The following is a 13,972-nucleotide window of genomic DNA, read 5'->3' on the forward strand; positions in this document are numbered from 1 at the left end:
ACGCCCCGCCGACGCCGGCGGCCGCAGCCGGCGGCCCCCCGGGGTCAGACCACCGCGGCCCGGAGCTGGACCGCCGGGTCGGCCGCCAGGGCCTCGTCGAGGTGCGCGCCGCGGGCGATGAGCTTGCGGGCCTGCGCCAGGTCGCGGGGCCGCCCGACGGCGAACAGCGCGACCAGCTGTCCCTCGCGCAGCCACAGCACCGACCAGGCGGGGCCGTCCGGGTCGCCGCGCAGCAGTACGGGGTCGGAGTCGACGTGGTGCCCGGCGTACTGCACGAAGCGCCCGAACTGCTCCGACCAGAAGTAGGGGACGGGGTCGTAGGGCTCGTCACCGCCCAGGATGTTCGCGGCGGCCGTGCGGGGCCCCTGCACCGCGTTGTCCCAGTGGTGGATCAGCAGCCGCTCCCCGTACCGCGCCGACGGGAAGGAGGCGCAGTCACCGACGGCGTACACGTCCGGCACCGAGGTGCGCAGCCGGTCGTCGGCGAGGACCGAGCGGTCCGGCCCCAGGTCGACGCCGGAGCCGGCCAGCCAGCCGGTCGCGGGCCGGGCACCGATCCCGACGACGACGGCCTCGGCGGCGAGCACGCTGCCGTCGGCGAGCCGTACGCTTCCGGGCTCGACGGCCGAGACGACCGCGCCGGTGCGCAGCTCGACGCCCTCCTCCGCGTACCAGCCGCGCATCCGCTCGGCGATGTCGACGGGCAGCACCCCGGCGAGCGGCCGGTCGGCGGCCTCGACGACGGTCACCTCGCACCCGGCGTGGCGTGCCGCGGTGGCGAACTCGGCGCCGATCCAGCCCGCGCCGACCACCACGACCCGGTGCCGGTTCTCCAGTACCGGGCGCAGCGCGGTGGCGTCGTCCAGGGTGCGCAGCACGTACACGCCCGGCGTGCCCTCGCTGCCGGGGAGCATGACGGGCTCGGCGCCGCTGGCGAGGACGAGCTTGTCGTACGCGACCGGGCCCGCGTCGGTGAGGACCTGCCGCTCGTCGGGGCGCAGGCCGCTCGCGTGCCGCCCGAGCAGCAGTTCGACGCCGATGCCGGCGAAGTCGACGTCCAGGGCCGGGCCCTCCTCGGCGCCGAAGAGCACGCCCTTGGACAGCGGCGGCCGGTCGTAGGGGGCGTGCGGCTCCGCGCCGATCAGCGTGATGGTCCCGCCCCACCCCTGTTCGCGCAGGGACACGGCGGTCTGCACTCCGGCCATCCCGGCCCCGACGACGACGGCGCGCTGCTCGCTGCTGCTGGTCACGCGATCACCGTAACGCCGCGAGGGCGCCGCCCGCCGGTACCGGTGCCCTACTCGCCGCTGACGGCGCGTACTAAGGTGGGGCGGGAGAACTCGCGGGAGCCCGGCGCACCGGGCTGAGAGGGCGGCTGGAGCGGCCGCCGACCGTAAGAACCTGATCCGGGTCATGCCGGCGAAGGGAGGAGCGGGACATCATGCACCGTCATGACGTCGTCGTGGTCGGCGGCGGGATCATCGGACTGGTCACCGCGTGGCGGGCCCGTCAGCGCGGCCTGCGCACGGCGGTCGCGGACCCCGAACCGGGCGGCGGGGCCGCCCAGGTGGCCGCGGGGATGCTGGCCCCGGTCACCGAGGTGCAGTACGGGGAGCAGGCGCTGCTGGAGCTCAACCTCGCCGCGGCGCGCCGCTATCCGTCCTTCGTGGCCGAGCTGGAGGAGACCACGGGGCTCGACCTCGGGTACCGCACGTGCGGCACCCTCGCCGTCGCCCTCGACGCCGACGACCGCGCGCAGCTGCGCGAACTCCACGCCTTCCAGCAGTCCTTGGGCCTCACCTCGGAGTGGCTGGGCGGCCGTGAGTGCCGCCGCCTGGAGCCGATGCTCGCCCCCGCCGTGCACGGCGGGCTGCGGGTCGACGGCGACCACCAGGTCGACCCGCGGCGGCTGGCCGCGGCGCTGGTGCGCGCCTGCGAGCTGTCCGGGGTGGCGTTCCACCGGGCGCGGGTGGCGCGGGTGGAGGTCACCGGCGACCGCGCGCACGGGGTCGTCCTGGAGGACGGCACGAGGGTCGCCGCGGGGCAGGTGGTGCTGGCCGCCGGGAGCCTCAGCGGCCGCGTCGAGGGGCTGCCCGCGCGGGTGCTGCCGCCCGTACGGCCGGTGAAGGGGCAGGTCCTGCGCCTGCACGTACCGCCGGCGTACGCGCCGTTCCTGTCGCGGACGGTACGGGCCGTGGTGCGCGGCGGCCACGTCTACCTGGTGCCGCGCGAGAACGGCGAGCTGGTCGTCGGCGCCACCAGCGAGGAGATGGGCTGGGACACCACGGTCACCGCCGGGGGGGTGTACGAACTGCTCCGCGACGCGCACGAGTTGCTGCCCGGCATCACCGAACTCCCGCTGACCGGGACGCAGGCGGGGCTGCGCCCCGGCACGCCCGACAACGCCCCGCTGCTCGGCCGCGGCGCGCTGGACGGGCTGGTGCTCGCCACGGGCCACCACCGCAACGGCGTGCTGCTGACCCCGCTGACCGGCGACGTGATGGCCGAGGTCCTCACCGGCTCGGAGGTCCCCGCGCAGGCCCGGCCCTTCTCCCCCGACCGTTTCGCCCTCCAGGAGCAGCACGCATGACCGCGCCCGTCCTTCTGTCCGTCTCCGTCAACGGCGAGGCGCGCGAGGTCGCCGAGGGCGTCACCCTCGGCGGCCTCGTCGCGACCCTGACCGCGGCCCCGTCCGGGGTGGCGGCCGCACTCAACGAGACCGTCGTCCCCCGCGCGCAGTGGCCGGCGACCCCGCTCCGCGACGGTGACCGCGTCGAGGTCCTCACCGCAGTCCAGGGAGGCTGAACCCATGGCCGACGACCCGCTGACCATCGGCGGCACCACCTTCGACTCCCGGCTGATCATGGGCACGGGCGGTGCGCCCAGCCTGGAGGTCATGGAGCAGGCGCTGCTCGCCTCCGGCACCGAGCTGACCACCGTCGCCATGCGGCGGCTCGACCCCACGGTCAAGGGCTCGGTGCTGTCCGTGCTCGCCCGGCACGGCATCCGCGTGCTGCCGAACACCGCCGGGTGCTACACGGCGGGCGAGGCGGTGCTCACCGCCCGCCTGGCACGGGAGGCACTGGGCACGGACTGGGTGAAGCTGGAGGTGATCGCCGACGAGCGCACCCTGCTGCCGGACCCGGTGGAGCTGCTGGACGCGGCGGAGACCCTCGTGGACGACGGCTTCACCGTGCTGCCCTACACCAACGACGACCCGGTGCTCGCCCGGAAGCTGGAGGACGTGGGCTGCGCGGCGATCATGCCGCTGGGCTCGCCCATCGGATCGGGTCTCGGCATCCGCAACCCGCACAACTTCGAGCTGATCGTCGAGCGGGCGACCGTGCCGGTCGTCCTGGACGCGGGGGCCGGGACGGCCTCGGACGCGGCCCTGGCGATGGAGCTGGGGTGCGCGGCCGTCATGCTGGCCTCCGCCGTCACCCGGGCGAGGGAACCTGTGCTCATGGCGGAGGCCATGCGGCACGCCGTCGAGGCCGGGCGCCTGGCGTACCGGGCGGGGCGCATCCCCCGCCGTCACCACGCGACCGCGTCCTCCCCGGGTGTGGGACTCGCCACGTTCGACCCGGAACGTCCCGCCTTCGGCGCCTCCTGACCGGCGGCCCCGCACACGGCCGCCACCTGCGCGGAACCCGCGCCGGGCCCCGCGGAACCGGGGCCGCGGCCGGCTTCGGTCCCGGCGCCGACCCGGGTCACGGGGCGGTTGCGGTACCGCACGGGTGGGGTACAACCTGGGCGCGTTAGCCCAGAAGGGTCATGTCGGCACCGTAAACTCCACCTTCGTGGACAGGACGCTTCATGACCCGCTGATCGGGCAGACGCTCGACGGCCGCTACCGGGTGGAGTCCCGGATCGCGGTCGGCGGCATGGCGACGGTGTACCGGGCGCTGGACACGCGCCTGGACCGGCTGCTGGCCCTGAAGGTCATGCACCCCGCCCTCTCCGCCGAGCCCGGCTTCGTGGAGCGCTTCATCCGCGAGGCCAAGACCGTCGCCCGCCTCGACCACCCCAACGTGGTGCAGGTCTACGACCAGGGTGCCGACGGCACCTACGTCTACCTGGCGATGGAGTACATCGCCGGCTGCACCCTGCGCGACGTGCTGCGCGACCGCGGCGCGCTGCCGCCGCGGGCCGCCCTCGACATCCTGGAGCCCGTGCTGGCCGCGCTCGGCGCGGCGCACCGGGCGGGGCTGGTGCACCGGGACATGAAGCCGGAGAACGTCCTCATCGGGGACGACGGTCGCGTCAAGGTGGCGGACTTCGGCCTGGTCAGGATCGCCGGCACGCACACCAACACCTCCACCAGCGGTGTCCTGGGCACCGTCTCGTACATGGCGCCGGAGCAGGTCGAGAGCTTCACGACCGACGAGCGCACCGATGTGTACGCCTGCGGGGTGCTGCTCTACGAGATGCTCACCGGCGGCAAGCCGCACCGCGGCGAGACACCGGTGCAGGTCATCTACCAGCTCGTCAACGAGGACGTGCCCGCCCCGTCGGCCCTCTCGCCGGGGCTGCCCCCGCAGCTGGACGCGCTGGTCGCCGAGGCGACCGCGCGGGTCGCCGCCCGCCGCCCGGCCGACGCCGCGGAGCTGCTGCGGCGGCTGCACGCGGTACGTCAGGCCATGACGCCCGAGCAGCTGGACCTGGTGCCGCCCGCCGCACGCGCCCCCGCGCCGGTGCCCGGCGCCGTGCCCGCGGGTTCCGAGGAGCCGACGGCGATGGTGCACCGCACCGCGCGCCTGGAGCTGTCCCCCGAGCCGACCCGGCAGCAGCCCCGGACGGCCGTACGGTCCCGTAGGCGTCCCGGGGTGATCGCGGTCGTGGCGACCCTGCTGCTGATCCTGGGGGTCGGGGCGGGCGTCTGGTACATCAACGACGGCCAGTTCACGAGGACCCCGGCCGTCCTCGGGCTGCCGCAGGCGCAGGCGGAGCGCCAGCTGCGCGACGCCGGGCTGCGGGTCGAGGTCGTCGAGGCGTTCGACCCGACGATGACCAAGGGCAAGGTGGCGGCCACCGACCCGGGCACCGGCGAGCGCATCCGTGACAACGGCACGGTGACGATCACCGTGTCCAAGGGTCCGGAGCGGGTGAAGGTCCCCGGCGTCGTGGGCGAGGAACTGGCCGAGGCCAAGCGGCGGCTGAAGGCGGCGGGCCTGAGCCCGGGGACCGTGTCCCGGGAGTTCAGCGACGAGGTGCCGCAGGGCCGGGTGATCTCGACCGACCCCGGCTCGGGCGCCAGCCGGCGGCCGGACTCGGCCGTGTCGCTGGTGGTGAGCAAGGGCGCGCCGGTCGACGCCCCCGACCTGGTCGGGCAGCCGCTGGAGGACGCCCGCCGGCAGTTGGAGGACGCCGGGCTGCGGGTGGAGGTGGACCCGCGGCAGGTCTTCTCCGACCAGGCGGACGAGGGCGCGGTCGCCGGGCAGTCCCCCGGCGCGAACACCCGCCTGGCGGCCGGGGACACGGTCACCCTCACGGTCTCCAAGGGCCAGGAGATGGTCGAGGTGCCGGACGTGGAAGGCTTGGCCGTCGACGAGGCGAAGGAGGAACTGGAGGCCGCGGGCTTCGACGTCCGCGTGATCCAGTTCTTCTTCACCGGTCAGGTCAACAACCAGTCGCCGGCCGGCGGCACCGACGCTCCGAAGGGCAGCACGATCACACTGTGGGTGCGATAGCCACGTCCGAGGGCGCCGCCGCGCGCCGCAACCCCGTCGGCGGTCATGTGGCGGTGGCCGGCGGCCTGGCCCGCACCGGGCTGGCGGAGGCCGCACGGATGGGCGCCGAGACCGTGCAGGTCTTCGTCGCCAACCCCCGCGGGTGGGCGACCCCGCCCGGCAGCCCGCGGCAGGACGAGGAGTTCCGCGAGCGCTGCGCGGCGCAGGGCGTCCCCGCCTACGTCCACGCGCCCTACCTGATCAACTTCGGCTCCCACACCGGGGCGACGGTCGACCACTCGGTCGACTCCCTGCGCCACTCGCTGCGCCGCGGGCGGGAGATCGGCGCGCTGGGCACGGTCGTCCACACCGGGTCGGCGACCGGTGGACGCTCCCGCGCCGTGGCGCTGGCGCAGGTACGGGAACGGATGCTGCCCCTGCTGGAGGAGCTGACGCACGAGGACGACCCGTGGCTGCTGCTGGAGCCGACCGCGGGGCAGGGCTCCTCGCTCTGCTCGCTGGTGGAGGACCTCGGTCCGTACTTCGACGCGCTGGACCACCACCCACGGCTGGGCGTCTGCCTGGACACCTGCCACGTGTTCGCGGCCGGGCACGACCTCGCGGCCGCCGGCGGGGTCAAGGCCACGCTGGACGAACTGGTGGCGACGGTCGGCGAGGGGCGGCTGCGGCTGATCCACGCCAACGACTCCAAGGACGTCACCGGCGCCCACAAGGACCGCCACGAGAACATCGGCGCAGGTCACATCGGCGCGGCGGCCTTCGGGGAACTGTTCCGGCACCCCGCCACGGAGGGCGCGCCGCTGATCGTGGAGACGCCGAACGGCGGCCCCGGGGGCACCGGGATGGCCACGGACGTGGCCGTGCTGAAGTCGCTGCGCCCGGCCTGAGCGCCCGCCCGGGAATACCCCGGGGGGGTATACCGTTGTGAGTCGAGGCACCGCACGACGACACCGCACTCACCCCTGGGGGACGCAGGATGCAGCACGTCGAGCACTCGCACCACGAACACCACGGCGCCGCCCACCACACCGGCGGACACCCCGCCGGCCCGGCCTCCTGGGGCACCGCCGTCCAGGCCACACTGCACTGCCTCACCGGCTGTGCGATCGGCGAGGTCCTCGGCATGGCGATCGGCACGGCCCTCGGCTGGCACAACGTCCCGACGATGGTCCTGGCGATCGTGCTGGCCTTCGCCTTCGGCTACGCGCTCACCATGCGCGGCGTGCTGCGCGCCGGCCTGGACCTGCGCGGCGCGGTACGGGTGGCGCTCGCCGCCGACACCGTCTCGATCGTCTTCATGGAGATCGCGGACAACGGGACGATCCTGCTGTTCCCGGGCGCCATGGACGCCACGCTGTCGGACGCGCTGTTCTGGCTCAGCCTCGCGCTGGCCTTCGTGGTCGCCTTCCTGGTGACCACGCCCGTCAACAAGTGGATGATCGGCCGTGGCAAGGGCCACGCGGTCGTCCACGGGTACCACTGATCCGGCGGCGGGGGCCCGGCGGCTACAACTCCGGCCCGTCGCCGGGCTCCTCCTGGTACGAGTAGCGCTGCTCGCTCCAGGGGTCGCCGAGATTGTGGTAGCCGCGCTCCTCCCAGAACCCGCGGCGGTCCGACGTCATGTACTCCACGCCGCGGACCCACTTGGGCCCCTTCCAGGCGTAGAGGTGGGGCACGACCAGCCGGACCGGGAAGCCGTGCTCCGCGGTCAGCGGCTCACCGCCGCGGTGGGTCGCGAACATCGTCTTGGGGTCGGCGAAGTCCGCCAGGCGCAGGTTGGAGCTGAAGCCGTACTCGGCCCACACCATGACGTGCGTGACGTCCGGTGCGGGCGGCGCGAGCCGCAGGATCTCGGCGGCGGAGACGCCGCCCCACTCGACCCCGAGCATGCTGAACTTGGTCACGCAGTGGAAGTCGCCGACGACCGTCGAGTACGGCAGCGCGGCGAACTCCTCGTGGCCCCAGGCGCGCTTGCCGCCGTCCGCGGTGGCGCCGAAGACCTGGAACTCCCACCGGTCGGGCTTGAACCTGGGCACCGGACCGTAGTGGGTGACCGGCCAGCCCCGCTGGAGCCGCTGCCCGGGAGGGAGCTCCCCTTCACGGCGTTCGGACTGACCCATGCGTCCATGGTGACAGACCGGATGTAGTGCTACCGACCAGCACCCGGGCAAAGTATGACAAGCCGGGTCAGTGGAGTAAGTGTGAACTTACTGGATCGCTTCCACCCTCGGTGCGAAGATGCGCCCATCGTGTGGATTCCTCCGGAAAGGACGGGCTTGCCATGCAGGGCGACCCCGAGGTCATCGAGTTCCTGAACGAGCAGCTGACGGGCGAGCTGACGGCGATCAACCAGTACTTCCTGCACGCCAAGATGCAGGAGAACCTCGGCTGGACGAAGCTCGCCAAGTACACGCGGCACGAGTCCTTCGACGAGATGAAGCACGCCGAGGTGCTGACCGACCGCATCCTCTTCCTCGAGGGACTGCCGAACTACCAGCGGCTCTTCCACGTCCGGGTGGGGCAGACCCTCACCGAGATGTTCCAGGCCGACCGCCAGGTCGAGGTCGAGGCGATCGACCGCCTCCGGCGCGGCATCGAGGTCATGCGGGCGAAGGGCGACATCACCTCGGCCAACATCTTCGAGGACATCCTCGCCGACGAGGAGCACCACATCGACTACCTCGACACCCAGCTCGAGCTCATCGAGAAGCTCGGGGAGCCGCTGTACATCGCGCAGCTCATCGAGCAGCCCGACAGCTGAGGGGCCCGGGAGCGACGGGCGGGGGCCCGCGTCCGGGCAGTGGTCCGTCAGGCGGCGGTGGCGGCCGCGGGCAGCGGAGCCGTGACCGGCACCGGCAGCGCGGGCGGGACCGGCAGCGAGGCCGGGGGCGCGGGGGCGGCGGGGGGCGCGGCGGGCGTCCCGGACGTCGCCGTGTCGAGCTTCGTACGGGTGGTACAGCCCTCGCCGCGGCCGAGAAGCGCCTGTATCCGGCGCACGCAGGAACCGCAGTCGGTGCCCGCCTTGCAGGCGGAGGCGATCTGGCGAGGGGTGCAGCGACCTGCGTCCGCATGCTGCTTGACCTGCTCTTCGGTGATGCCGAAGCATGAGCAGACGTACACGCGGTTCACCCCTCTCTCGAATCCCGGCCTGAGGTTAACCTAACCTTACCCGCCGGGCGAGTGGCTGGAAACCGACGAGGGGCGCGGATCGATGTGATCCGCGCCCCTCTCAGGTTCCGTGCCGGGGCGGCCGCCCCGCCGTCGCCGGGCTACTGGCCGCGGTACATCTCGGCCACCAGGAAGGCCAGGTCCAGGGACTGGCTGCGGTTGAGCCGGGGGTCGCAGGCCGTCTCGTAGCGCTGGTGCAGGTCGTCGACGAAGATCTCGTCGCCGCCGCCCACGCACTCGGTGACGTCGTCACCGGTGAGCTCCACGTGGATGCCGCCGGGGTGGGTGCCGAGGCCGTGGTGCACCTCGAAGAAGCCCTTGACCTCGTCGAGCACGTCGTCGAAGCGGCGGGTCTTGTGGCCCGAGGCCGCCTCGAAGGTGTTGCCGTGCATCGGGTCGCAGACCCAGGCGACCTGCGCGCCCGAGGCCGTGACCTTCTCCACCAGGTTCGGCAGCAGCTCGCGCACCTTGCCCGCGCCCATGCGCGTGATGAAGGTCAGCCGGCCGGGCTCGCGGTCCGGGTCCAGCCGGTCGATCAGCGCCAGCGCCTCCTCGGGCGTGGTCGTCGGGCCGAGCTTGACGCCGAGCGGGTTGCGGATCTTCGAGGCGAACTCGATGTGCGCGTGGTCGAGCTGACGGGTGCGCTCACCGATCCAGACCATGTGGCCGGACACGTCGTAGAGCCGGCCGGTGCGCGAGTCCACGCGGGTCAGCGCCGACTCGTAGTCGAGCAGCAGCGCCTCGTGGGAGGCGTAGAACTCGACGGTCTTGAACTCCTCCGGGTCCGCGCCGCAGGCGTGCATGAAGTTCAGCGCGCCGTCGATCTCCCGGGCGAGGGCCTCGTAACGCTGCCCGGACGGCGAGGAGCGCACGAAGTCCTGGTTCCAGGCGTGCACCTGCCGCAGGTCGGCGTAGCCGCCGGTGGTGAAGGCCCGTACGAGGTTCAGCGTCGCGGCGGACGCGTGGTACATCCGCTTCAGCCGCTCCGGGTTCGGCACGCGGGCCGTCTCGGTGAAGTCGAAGCCGTTCACCGAGTCGCCGCGGTAGGTGGGGAGGGTGACCCCGCCCCGGGTCTCGGTCGGCTTCGAACGCGGCTTGCTGTACTGGCCGGCGATCCGGCCCACCTTCACGACCGGCACGGACGCGGCGTAGGTGAGGACGGCGCCCATCTGCAGCAGCGTCTTCAGCTTGCTGCGGATCTGGTCGGCGCCGATCTGGTCGAAGGCCTCGGCGCAGTCCCCGCCCTGCAGCAGGAACGCCTCACCACGGGCCACGGCCCCCAGGCGGTCGCGCAGCTGGTCGCACTCGCCTGCGAAGACGAGCGGCGGATACGACTCGAGGTCCGCGATCACTTCGCGCAGAGCCTCGGGGTCGGGGTACTCAGGCTGCTGCGCCGCGGGCAGTGAGCGCCAGGTCTGGCGCCCGGCGTGGGTTTCAGCGTTCACGGTCACGCAGCCCACATTACGTGGTCGTGTCCCTTCCTTTGCGCACCGGACCAGAGGATGAGACGACCGGGTGACCCTCCGGAAGCCCCCTCCGGGCGGCCGCGAGCGGGCTTCCGGAGGGCGGACGGCGCGCCCTTCCGGCGCCCCGCCAGGACCCGCGCGCCCGGCGCCTCACGGCGCGCGGCGGCGGCGCGTCCGGCTCGTCCGCCCGCCGTGGGGTCCACCCAGTGAGACGGCGCCCGGTCGGGGACGCGTACGCTCGGCCCCGACTCCGCAGCCGGTGCCGAAGGAGGCCGCCGCCATGCCGACGCCGCCCGAGGCGTTCACCTACGTGGGACCGGACGACATCCGCGCCGCCGTGGTCCGGCCGGGCGCGGCGGGCCGGGCGGTGCGGTCGCCGCAGGACGTCCGGGAGTGGCTGGAGGGCGCCGGCCCGGCCGAGCGCGAGGAGCCCTTCACCTACGTCGTCGACCCCGGCGGCACGCTCCTGCTGGCACCGCGCCGCAGCGAGCACGTGGCGTGTGCCGGGGGCGGGCCCGTGCTGGCCGCCGGGGAGATCGCGTTCGCCGCACGGCGGGAGGGCGGCTGGGAGGTGACCGAGGTCAGCAACCAGTCGACCGGCTACTGCCCGGACCCCGACGCCTCCTGGCCGGCCCTGGCGGCCGCCCTCGACCGCGCCGGCCTCGCCCGTCCGGCGTGGTTCACGCAGGCCGTCGTCTTCCGGCACTGCCCCCGGTGCGGCGAGCGCAACCTCGTCAAGGACGGCGACTTCACCTGTGCCCTGTGCGAGGCGCCGCTCACGCGGCGGCCCGGCCGCTGAGGACGAGCGCCGGGCCCAGGCAGCCGAGCGCGCCCGTGCACAGCAGGGTGCGCACCAGGTTCCAGCGGACCCAGGCCGCCTCGAACCGTTCGCGCACGGCGGCGACGTCGGCGAGGTGCGCTGGGTCACCCGCCGCGTCCAGCCGGTCGTTCAGCGGGATGCTGACGCCGAAGGTGACGACGAGTACCGCCAGGTAGAGCACGGTCGCGGCGATCACCCACGGGAGCGGGCCGCGCTCGCCGTCGCGCAGGCAGAGCGCCACCGCGGCGGCGCACAGCAGCAGCGAGCCGCCGAACACCAGCAGGAACCAGCCGTTCTGGATGGCGACGTTGATGCGCTGCATCGCGTCGACCAGCGTGCGGTCGGCCGACCTGGCCAGACCCGGCATGACGGCGACGGAGAAGGCGAAGAACAGCCCGGCCATGAGGCCGACGGCGACGGTGGCCGCGACGAGGACGGCGTCTCGGGAAGTCATGCGCCCAGTGAAGCCGCGCCCGGCTGAGACGGAACATGGCCCGGACGCTCCGCCCCATGCGCGAGCGTCCACGCGGTCCCACCGGAAAACCAGGTGCGGCGCCGCAGGGGGGCGGGATAGCGTGCCGCACATGGGTTGCACCTACTTCATCAGGCTGCGCCGGGCATAGCCGCGGCGCTCTTCGCCGCGGCATCGGGTCCATCGTCGGAACCTCTTATGTCGCGGAGTGCACACCCATGCCTCACCACCGGTCCATGGTGGGTGGCCGACACGAGCTCGGCCAGAACTTCCTCACCGACCGCACCGTCATCGCCTCCATCGAGGCCCTCGTCGCCGCCACCAGCGGGCCCATCGTCGAGATCGGCCCCGGTGACGGGGCGCTGACCCTCCCCCTCAGCCGCACCGGCCGTCCCCTCACGGCCGTCGAGATCGACCCCCGGCGCGCACAGCGCCTGCAGCGGCGGCTCCCGCGCGGCGCGCACGTCGTCAACACCGACGTCCTGCGCTACCGCTTCCCGCGCGAGCCGCACATCATCGTCGGCAACCTGCCCTTCCACCTGACGACCACCATCATGCGGCGCGTCCTGGCCGCCGACCGGTGGGAGTCCGCGGTGCTGCTCGTCCAGTGGGAGGTCGCCCGCCGCCGGGCGGGCGTCGGCGGCGCCACCATGCTCACCGCCTCCTGGTGGCCCTGGTACGACTTCGCCCTCCACTCCCGCGTACCCGCGCGCGCCTTCCGCCCGGCGCCCTCGGTCGACGGCGGCCTGCTCACCATGGGCCGGCGGCCGGAGCCCCTCGTCCCGGGCGACCGGCGGGCCTACCAGGCCTTCGTCCAGCGGGTGTTCACCGGCCCGGGCCGCGGTCTGCGCGAAGTCCTCACCCGTACCGGGCACTTCGACCGCACGGCACTGCGCGACTGGCTCCGCGCCGAGGGCGTGCCCCCGTACGCCCTCCCCAAGGACCTCACGGCCGAGCAGTGGGCGTCCCTGTGGCGGCTGGTCCGGTGAGGTGAGCCGGCCGGGGAGCGGCCATGCTGTGCCCGTGCTGCTTCCCGTCGCCGCCGTGCCGATCGAGTTCGTCGAGGCCGTGCGCGTCACCGCCGATCTGTTCCCCCGGCCGCGCACCGTGCCGGGGGACACGATCGACGTCTGGGTCGAGGACGAGGCGCAGCACGTCCTCGACCTGCTCGCGAAGTGCCGGAGGGCGAGCGTGCCCGGTGCTTCGTGCCGGGCTACGCGGTCCGCGCCCACAGCGCCCACGAGGTCCTCTTCGAGGTCGCCCTCTGCTTCGGCTGCGACGGCGCGCTGCTGCTAGGGCGTGTCGTCAAATGAGCGCCGGCCGCCCGGAGGGCGGGCCCGGCGGCGTCTGGTGCGGTGCATCGCAAGGCGGAGAGTCGTCCTCGTAGTGGGCTACTCGGACGATTCGACAACGCAGCGAGGTGCCGTGCCAGGCGTCGCCGGGCAGGCGGGCATTTGACGACACACCCTAGGCCCGCTCGTGCCCGCGCAGTTGCGCGGCATCCAGGGCTTCGACGCCGGCAGCGCACCCGGCCGGGAACTCCTGCGGCGCTTCCAGGAAGCGGCGGCTACAGCCGGTCGATCCCGCTGAGGTCGATGTCAACGGCGAACGGCACGGACACCTTGAGGCGTTCGTGGTGGATGCCGGTGGCGACGTAGGTGCCGGTGGCCGGCTCCAGTTCGAAGACGTAGACGACGGGGAGCCGGCCCCCGCCCTTCTCGACGCGCCAGAAGTGCGGGATGCCCGCCTCGGCGTACAACTGCGGCTTGCGCTTGCGGTCCCGCTCCTCGGAGTCGGGCGAGACGACATCGACGACGAGCACGGCGTCCGCCGCCTGGTACCCGGTCTCGTCGGCCGCGTCGCCCGCGGCCTCCGCGCGCACCAGGACGAGGTCCGGCTCGGGCCGGTTGCGCGTGTTCAGCACGACGCTCATCTCCCGGCGCACCCGCAGGGTCTCCGGGGCTGTCGCCCGCAGACCTTGCTCCAGCAGGTACATGGCCAGCGAGTGGAAGCTCTTCTGCGGGCTCACGAACACCAGGCTCCCGTCGATCAACTCCGTGTGCGGCGGGAGGTCGGGAATGCGGTCCAGGTCGTCCGAGGTGAAGCCGCCACGCGGCGGAATCGCCCAGGCCGGCAGCGGCTCTGCGGTCATGGTTCCTCCCATGGACGGGATTCTGGACGCATCCCCGATGCGTACCGGGGACGTATGCCCCTGTGATGCCCCGAAAGCGTGAGACGCGACCGCCGCGTCGTGAGCGCATGCGTTAGGGTGCGGAACATGTACGCGCAGCAGACGCACCTGCAGTGGTGGTGGACCGCGGATCCGGCGGCCCACTAGCAGCGCGTACGCACAGGC

General features: G+C 73.5%; 17 protein-coding genes and 1 riboswitch. Of the genes, 11 read left to right on the forward strand and 6 right to left on the reverse strand.

Annotated features, from left to right (window positions below; genetic code table 11):
- Positions 1-44 precede the first annotated feature (44 nt).
- Positions 45-1,250, reverse strand: a complete 1,206-nt coding sequence (locus ABZ479_RS02930) for an NAD(P)/FAD-dependent oxidoreductase (protein ID WP_500459529.1) — start codon at positions 1,248-1,250, stop codon at positions 45-47.
- 82 nt (positions 1,251-1,332) lie between these two features.
- Positions 1,333-1,446, forward strand: a riboswitch (TPP riboswitch).
- Here ABZ479_RS02930 and thiO point away from each other — a divergent pair.
- The 6 genes from thiO (at position 1,442) to ABZ479_RS02960 (ending at position 7,173) form a co-directional block, all read left to right on the forward strand.
- Positions 1,442-2,590 carry a glycine oxidase ThiO gene (gene thiO, locus ABZ479_RS02935; protein WP_500459531.1) on the forward strand — a complete coding sequence of 383 codons (1,149 nt, stop codon included), beginning with the start codon at positions 1,442-1,444 and terminating at the stop codon, positions 2,588-2,590. (Overlaps the previous riboswitch by 5 nt.)
- Positions 2,587-2,805, forward strand: coding sequence for a sulfur carrier protein ThiS (gene thiS, locus ABZ479_RS02940; RefSeq protein WP_018557085.1), 219 nt, complete (start codon positions 2,587-2,589; stop codon positions 2,803-2,805). The genes thiO and thiS overlap by 4 nt, the downstream gene beginning before the upstream one ends.
- Before the next feature lie 4 nt (positions 2,806-2,809).
- Entirely contained in the window at positions 2,810-3,613 is an 804-nt protein-coding gene (locus ABZ479_RS02945) for a thiazole synthase (protein WP_500459532.1), read from the forward strand.
- 187 nt (positions 3,614-3,800) lie between these two features.
- The gene (gene pknB, locus ABZ479_RS02950) at positions 3,801-5,690 is read left to right on the forward strand and encodes a Stk1 family PASTA domain-containing Ser/Thr kinase (protein ID WP_500459533.1); all 1,890 of its coding nucleotides are present in this window, start codon (positions 3,801-3,803) and stop codon (positions 5,688-5,690) included.
- On the forward strand, positions 5,678-6,577 hold the full coding sequence (locus ABZ479_RS02955; RefSeq protein WP_500459534.1) for a deoxyribonuclease IV: 900 nt from the start codon (positions 5,678-5,680) through the stop codon (positions 6,575-6,577). Before pknB ends, ABZ479_RS02955 begins: the two co-directional genes overlap by 13 nt.
- Positions 6,578-6,666: 89 nt before the next feature.
- Positions 6,667-7,173 carry a DUF4396 domain-containing protein gene (locus tag ABZ479_RS02960; RefSeq protein WP_500459535.1) on the forward strand — a complete coding sequence of 169 codons (507 nt, stop codon included), beginning with the start codon at positions 6,667-6,669 and terminating at the stop codon, positions 7,171-7,173.
- A gap of 22 nt (positions 7,174-7,195) precedes the next feature.
- On the opposite strand, the gene ABZ479_RS02965 is transcribed toward ABZ479_RS02960, so the two are convergent.
- Positions 7,196-7,810 (reverse strand): sulfite oxidase-like oxidoreductase, encoded by a 615-nt coding sequence (locus ABZ479_RS02965; protein ID WP_499607715.1) that lies wholly within the window; start codon positions 7,808-7,810, stop codon positions 7,196-7,198.
- A 161-nt stretch (positions 7,811-7,971) separates the two neighbouring features.
- Between ABZ479_RS02965 and bfr the strand changes: the two genes are divergently transcribed.
- A complete protein-coding gene (gene bfr / locus ABZ479_RS02970) occupies positions 7,972-8,451 on the forward strand; it encodes a bacterioferritin (protein ID WP_500459536.1) in 480 nt (159 codons plus the stop codon).
- Between the two features lie 47 nt (positions 8,452-8,498).
- On the opposite strand, the gene ABZ479_RS02975 is transcribed toward bfr, so the two are convergent.
- Both ABZ479_RS02975 and ABZ479_RS02980 read right to left on the reverse strand, forming a co-directional pair.
- The gene (locus tag ABZ479_RS02975) at positions 8,499-8,810 is read right to left on the reverse strand and encodes a (2Fe-2S)-binding protein (RefSeq protein WP_500459537.1); all 312 of its coding nucleotides are present in this window, start codon (positions 8,808-8,810) and stop codon (positions 8,499-8,501) included.
- A 149-nt stretch (positions 8,811-8,959) separates the two neighbouring features.
- Positions 8,960-10,309 carry a class II 3-deoxy-7-phosphoheptulonate synthase gene (locus tag ABZ479_RS02980; RefSeq protein WP_500459538.1) on the reverse strand — a complete coding sequence of 450 codons (1,350 nt, stop codon included), beginning with the start codon at positions 10,307-10,309 and terminating at the stop codon, positions 8,960-8,962.
- A 295-nt stretch (positions 10,310-10,604) separates the two neighbouring features.
- Here ABZ479_RS02980 and ABZ479_RS02985 point away from each other — a divergent pair, with 295 nt between their 5' ends.
- Positions 10,605-11,123: a hypothetical protein gene (locus tag ABZ479_RS02985; protein WP_500459539.1), complete on the forward strand. Its 519-nt coding sequence runs from the start codon at positions 10,605-10,607 to the stop codon at positions 11,121-11,123.
- Here the strand turns inward: ABZ479_RS02985 and ABZ479_RS02990 are convergent.
- A complete protein-coding gene (locus ABZ479_RS02990; protein WP_500459540.1) occupies positions 11,101-11,598 on the reverse strand; it encodes an anthrone oxygenase family protein in 498 nt (165 codons plus the stop codon). The genes ABZ479_RS02985 and ABZ479_RS02990 overlap by 23 nt on opposite strands.
- 254 nt (positions 11,599-11,852) lie before the next feature.
- Between ABZ479_RS02990 and erm the strand changes: the two genes are divergently transcribed.
- Positions 11,853-12,605: a 23S ribosomal RNA methyltransferase Erm gene (erm, locus tag ABZ479_RS02995; RefSeq protein WP_500459541.1), complete on the forward strand. Its 753-nt coding sequence runs from the start codon at positions 11,853-11,855 to the stop codon at positions 12,603-12,605.
- A 186-nt stretch (positions 12,606-12,791) separates the two neighbouring features.
- A complete protein-coding gene (locus tag ABZ479_RS03000; RefSeq protein WP_500459542.1) occupies positions 12,792-12,929 on the forward strand; it encodes a hypothetical protein in 138 nt (45 codons plus the stop codon).
- Between the two features lie 254 nt (positions 12,930-13,183).
- Here the strand turns inward: ABZ479_RS03000 and ABZ479_RS03005 are convergent, their stop codons facing one another.
- Positions 13,184-13,768: a Uma2 family endonuclease gene (locus ABZ479_RS03005; RefSeq protein WP_500459543.1), complete on the reverse strand. Its 585-nt coding sequence runs from the start codon at positions 13,766-13,768 to the stop codon at positions 13,184-13,186.
- A gap of 126 nt (positions 13,769-13,894) precedes the next feature.
- Here ABZ479_RS03005 and ABZ479_RS03010 point away from each other — a divergent pair, with 126 nt between their 5' ends.
- Positions 13,895-13,954: a trp operon leader peptide gene (locus ABZ479_RS03010; protein ID WP_494400582.1), complete on the forward strand. Its 60-nt coding sequence runs from the start codon at positions 13,895-13,897 to the stop codon at positions 13,952-13,954.
- Positions 13,955-13,972 lie beyond the last annotated feature (18 nt).

Source organism: Streptomyces sp. NPDC005722 (assembly GCF_040630935.1).
Lineage (GTDB): Bacteria > Actinomycetota > Actinomycetes > Streptomycetales > Streptomycetaceae > Actinacidiphila.

What these genes read in the sequence shown, in the direction of transcription:
- thiO (WP_500459531.1), top strand. Translation starts at nt 1,442, where the DNA reads ATGCACCGTCATGACGTCGTCGTGGTCGGCGGCGGGATCATCGGACTG.
- thiS (WP_018557085.1), top strand. Translation starts at nt 2,587, where the DNA reads ATGACCGCGCCCGTCCTTCTGTCCGTCTCCGTCAACGGCGAGGCGCGC.
- ABZ479_RS02945 (WP_500459532.1), top strand. Translation starts at nt 2,810, where the DNA reads ATGGCCGACGACCCGCTGACCATCGGCGGCACCACCTTCGACTCCCGG.
- ABZ479_RS02960 (WP_500459535.1), top strand. Translation starts at nt 6,667, where the DNA reads ATGCAGCACGTCGAGCACTCGCACCACGAACACCACGGCGCCGCCCAC.
- ABZ479_RS02965 (WP_499607715.1), bottom strand. Translation starts at nt 7,810, where the DNA reads ATGGGTCAGTCCGAACGCCGTGAAGGGGAGCTCCCTCCCGGGCAGCGG.
- bfr (WP_500459536.1), top strand. Translation starts at nt 7,972, where the DNA reads ATGCAGGGCGACCCCGAGGTCATCGAGTTCCTGAACGAGCAGCTGACG.
- ABZ479_RS02985 (WP_500459539.1), top strand. Translation starts at nt 10,605, where the DNA reads ATGCCGACGCCGCCCGAGGCGTTCACCTACGTGGGACCGGACGACATC.
- ABZ479_RS02990 (WP_500459540.1), bottom strand. Translation starts at nt 11,598, where the DNA reads ATGACTTCCCGAGACGCCGTCCTCGTCGCGGCCACCGTCGCCGTCGGC.
- erm (WP_500459541.1), top strand. Translation starts at nt 11,853, where the DNA reads ATGGTGGGTGGCCGACACGAGCTCGGCCAGAACTTCCTCACCGACCGC.
- ABZ479_RS03005 (WP_500459543.1), bottom strand. Translation starts at nt 13,768, where the DNA reads ATGACCGCAGAGCCGCTGCCGGCCTGGGCGATTCCGCCGCGTGGCGGC.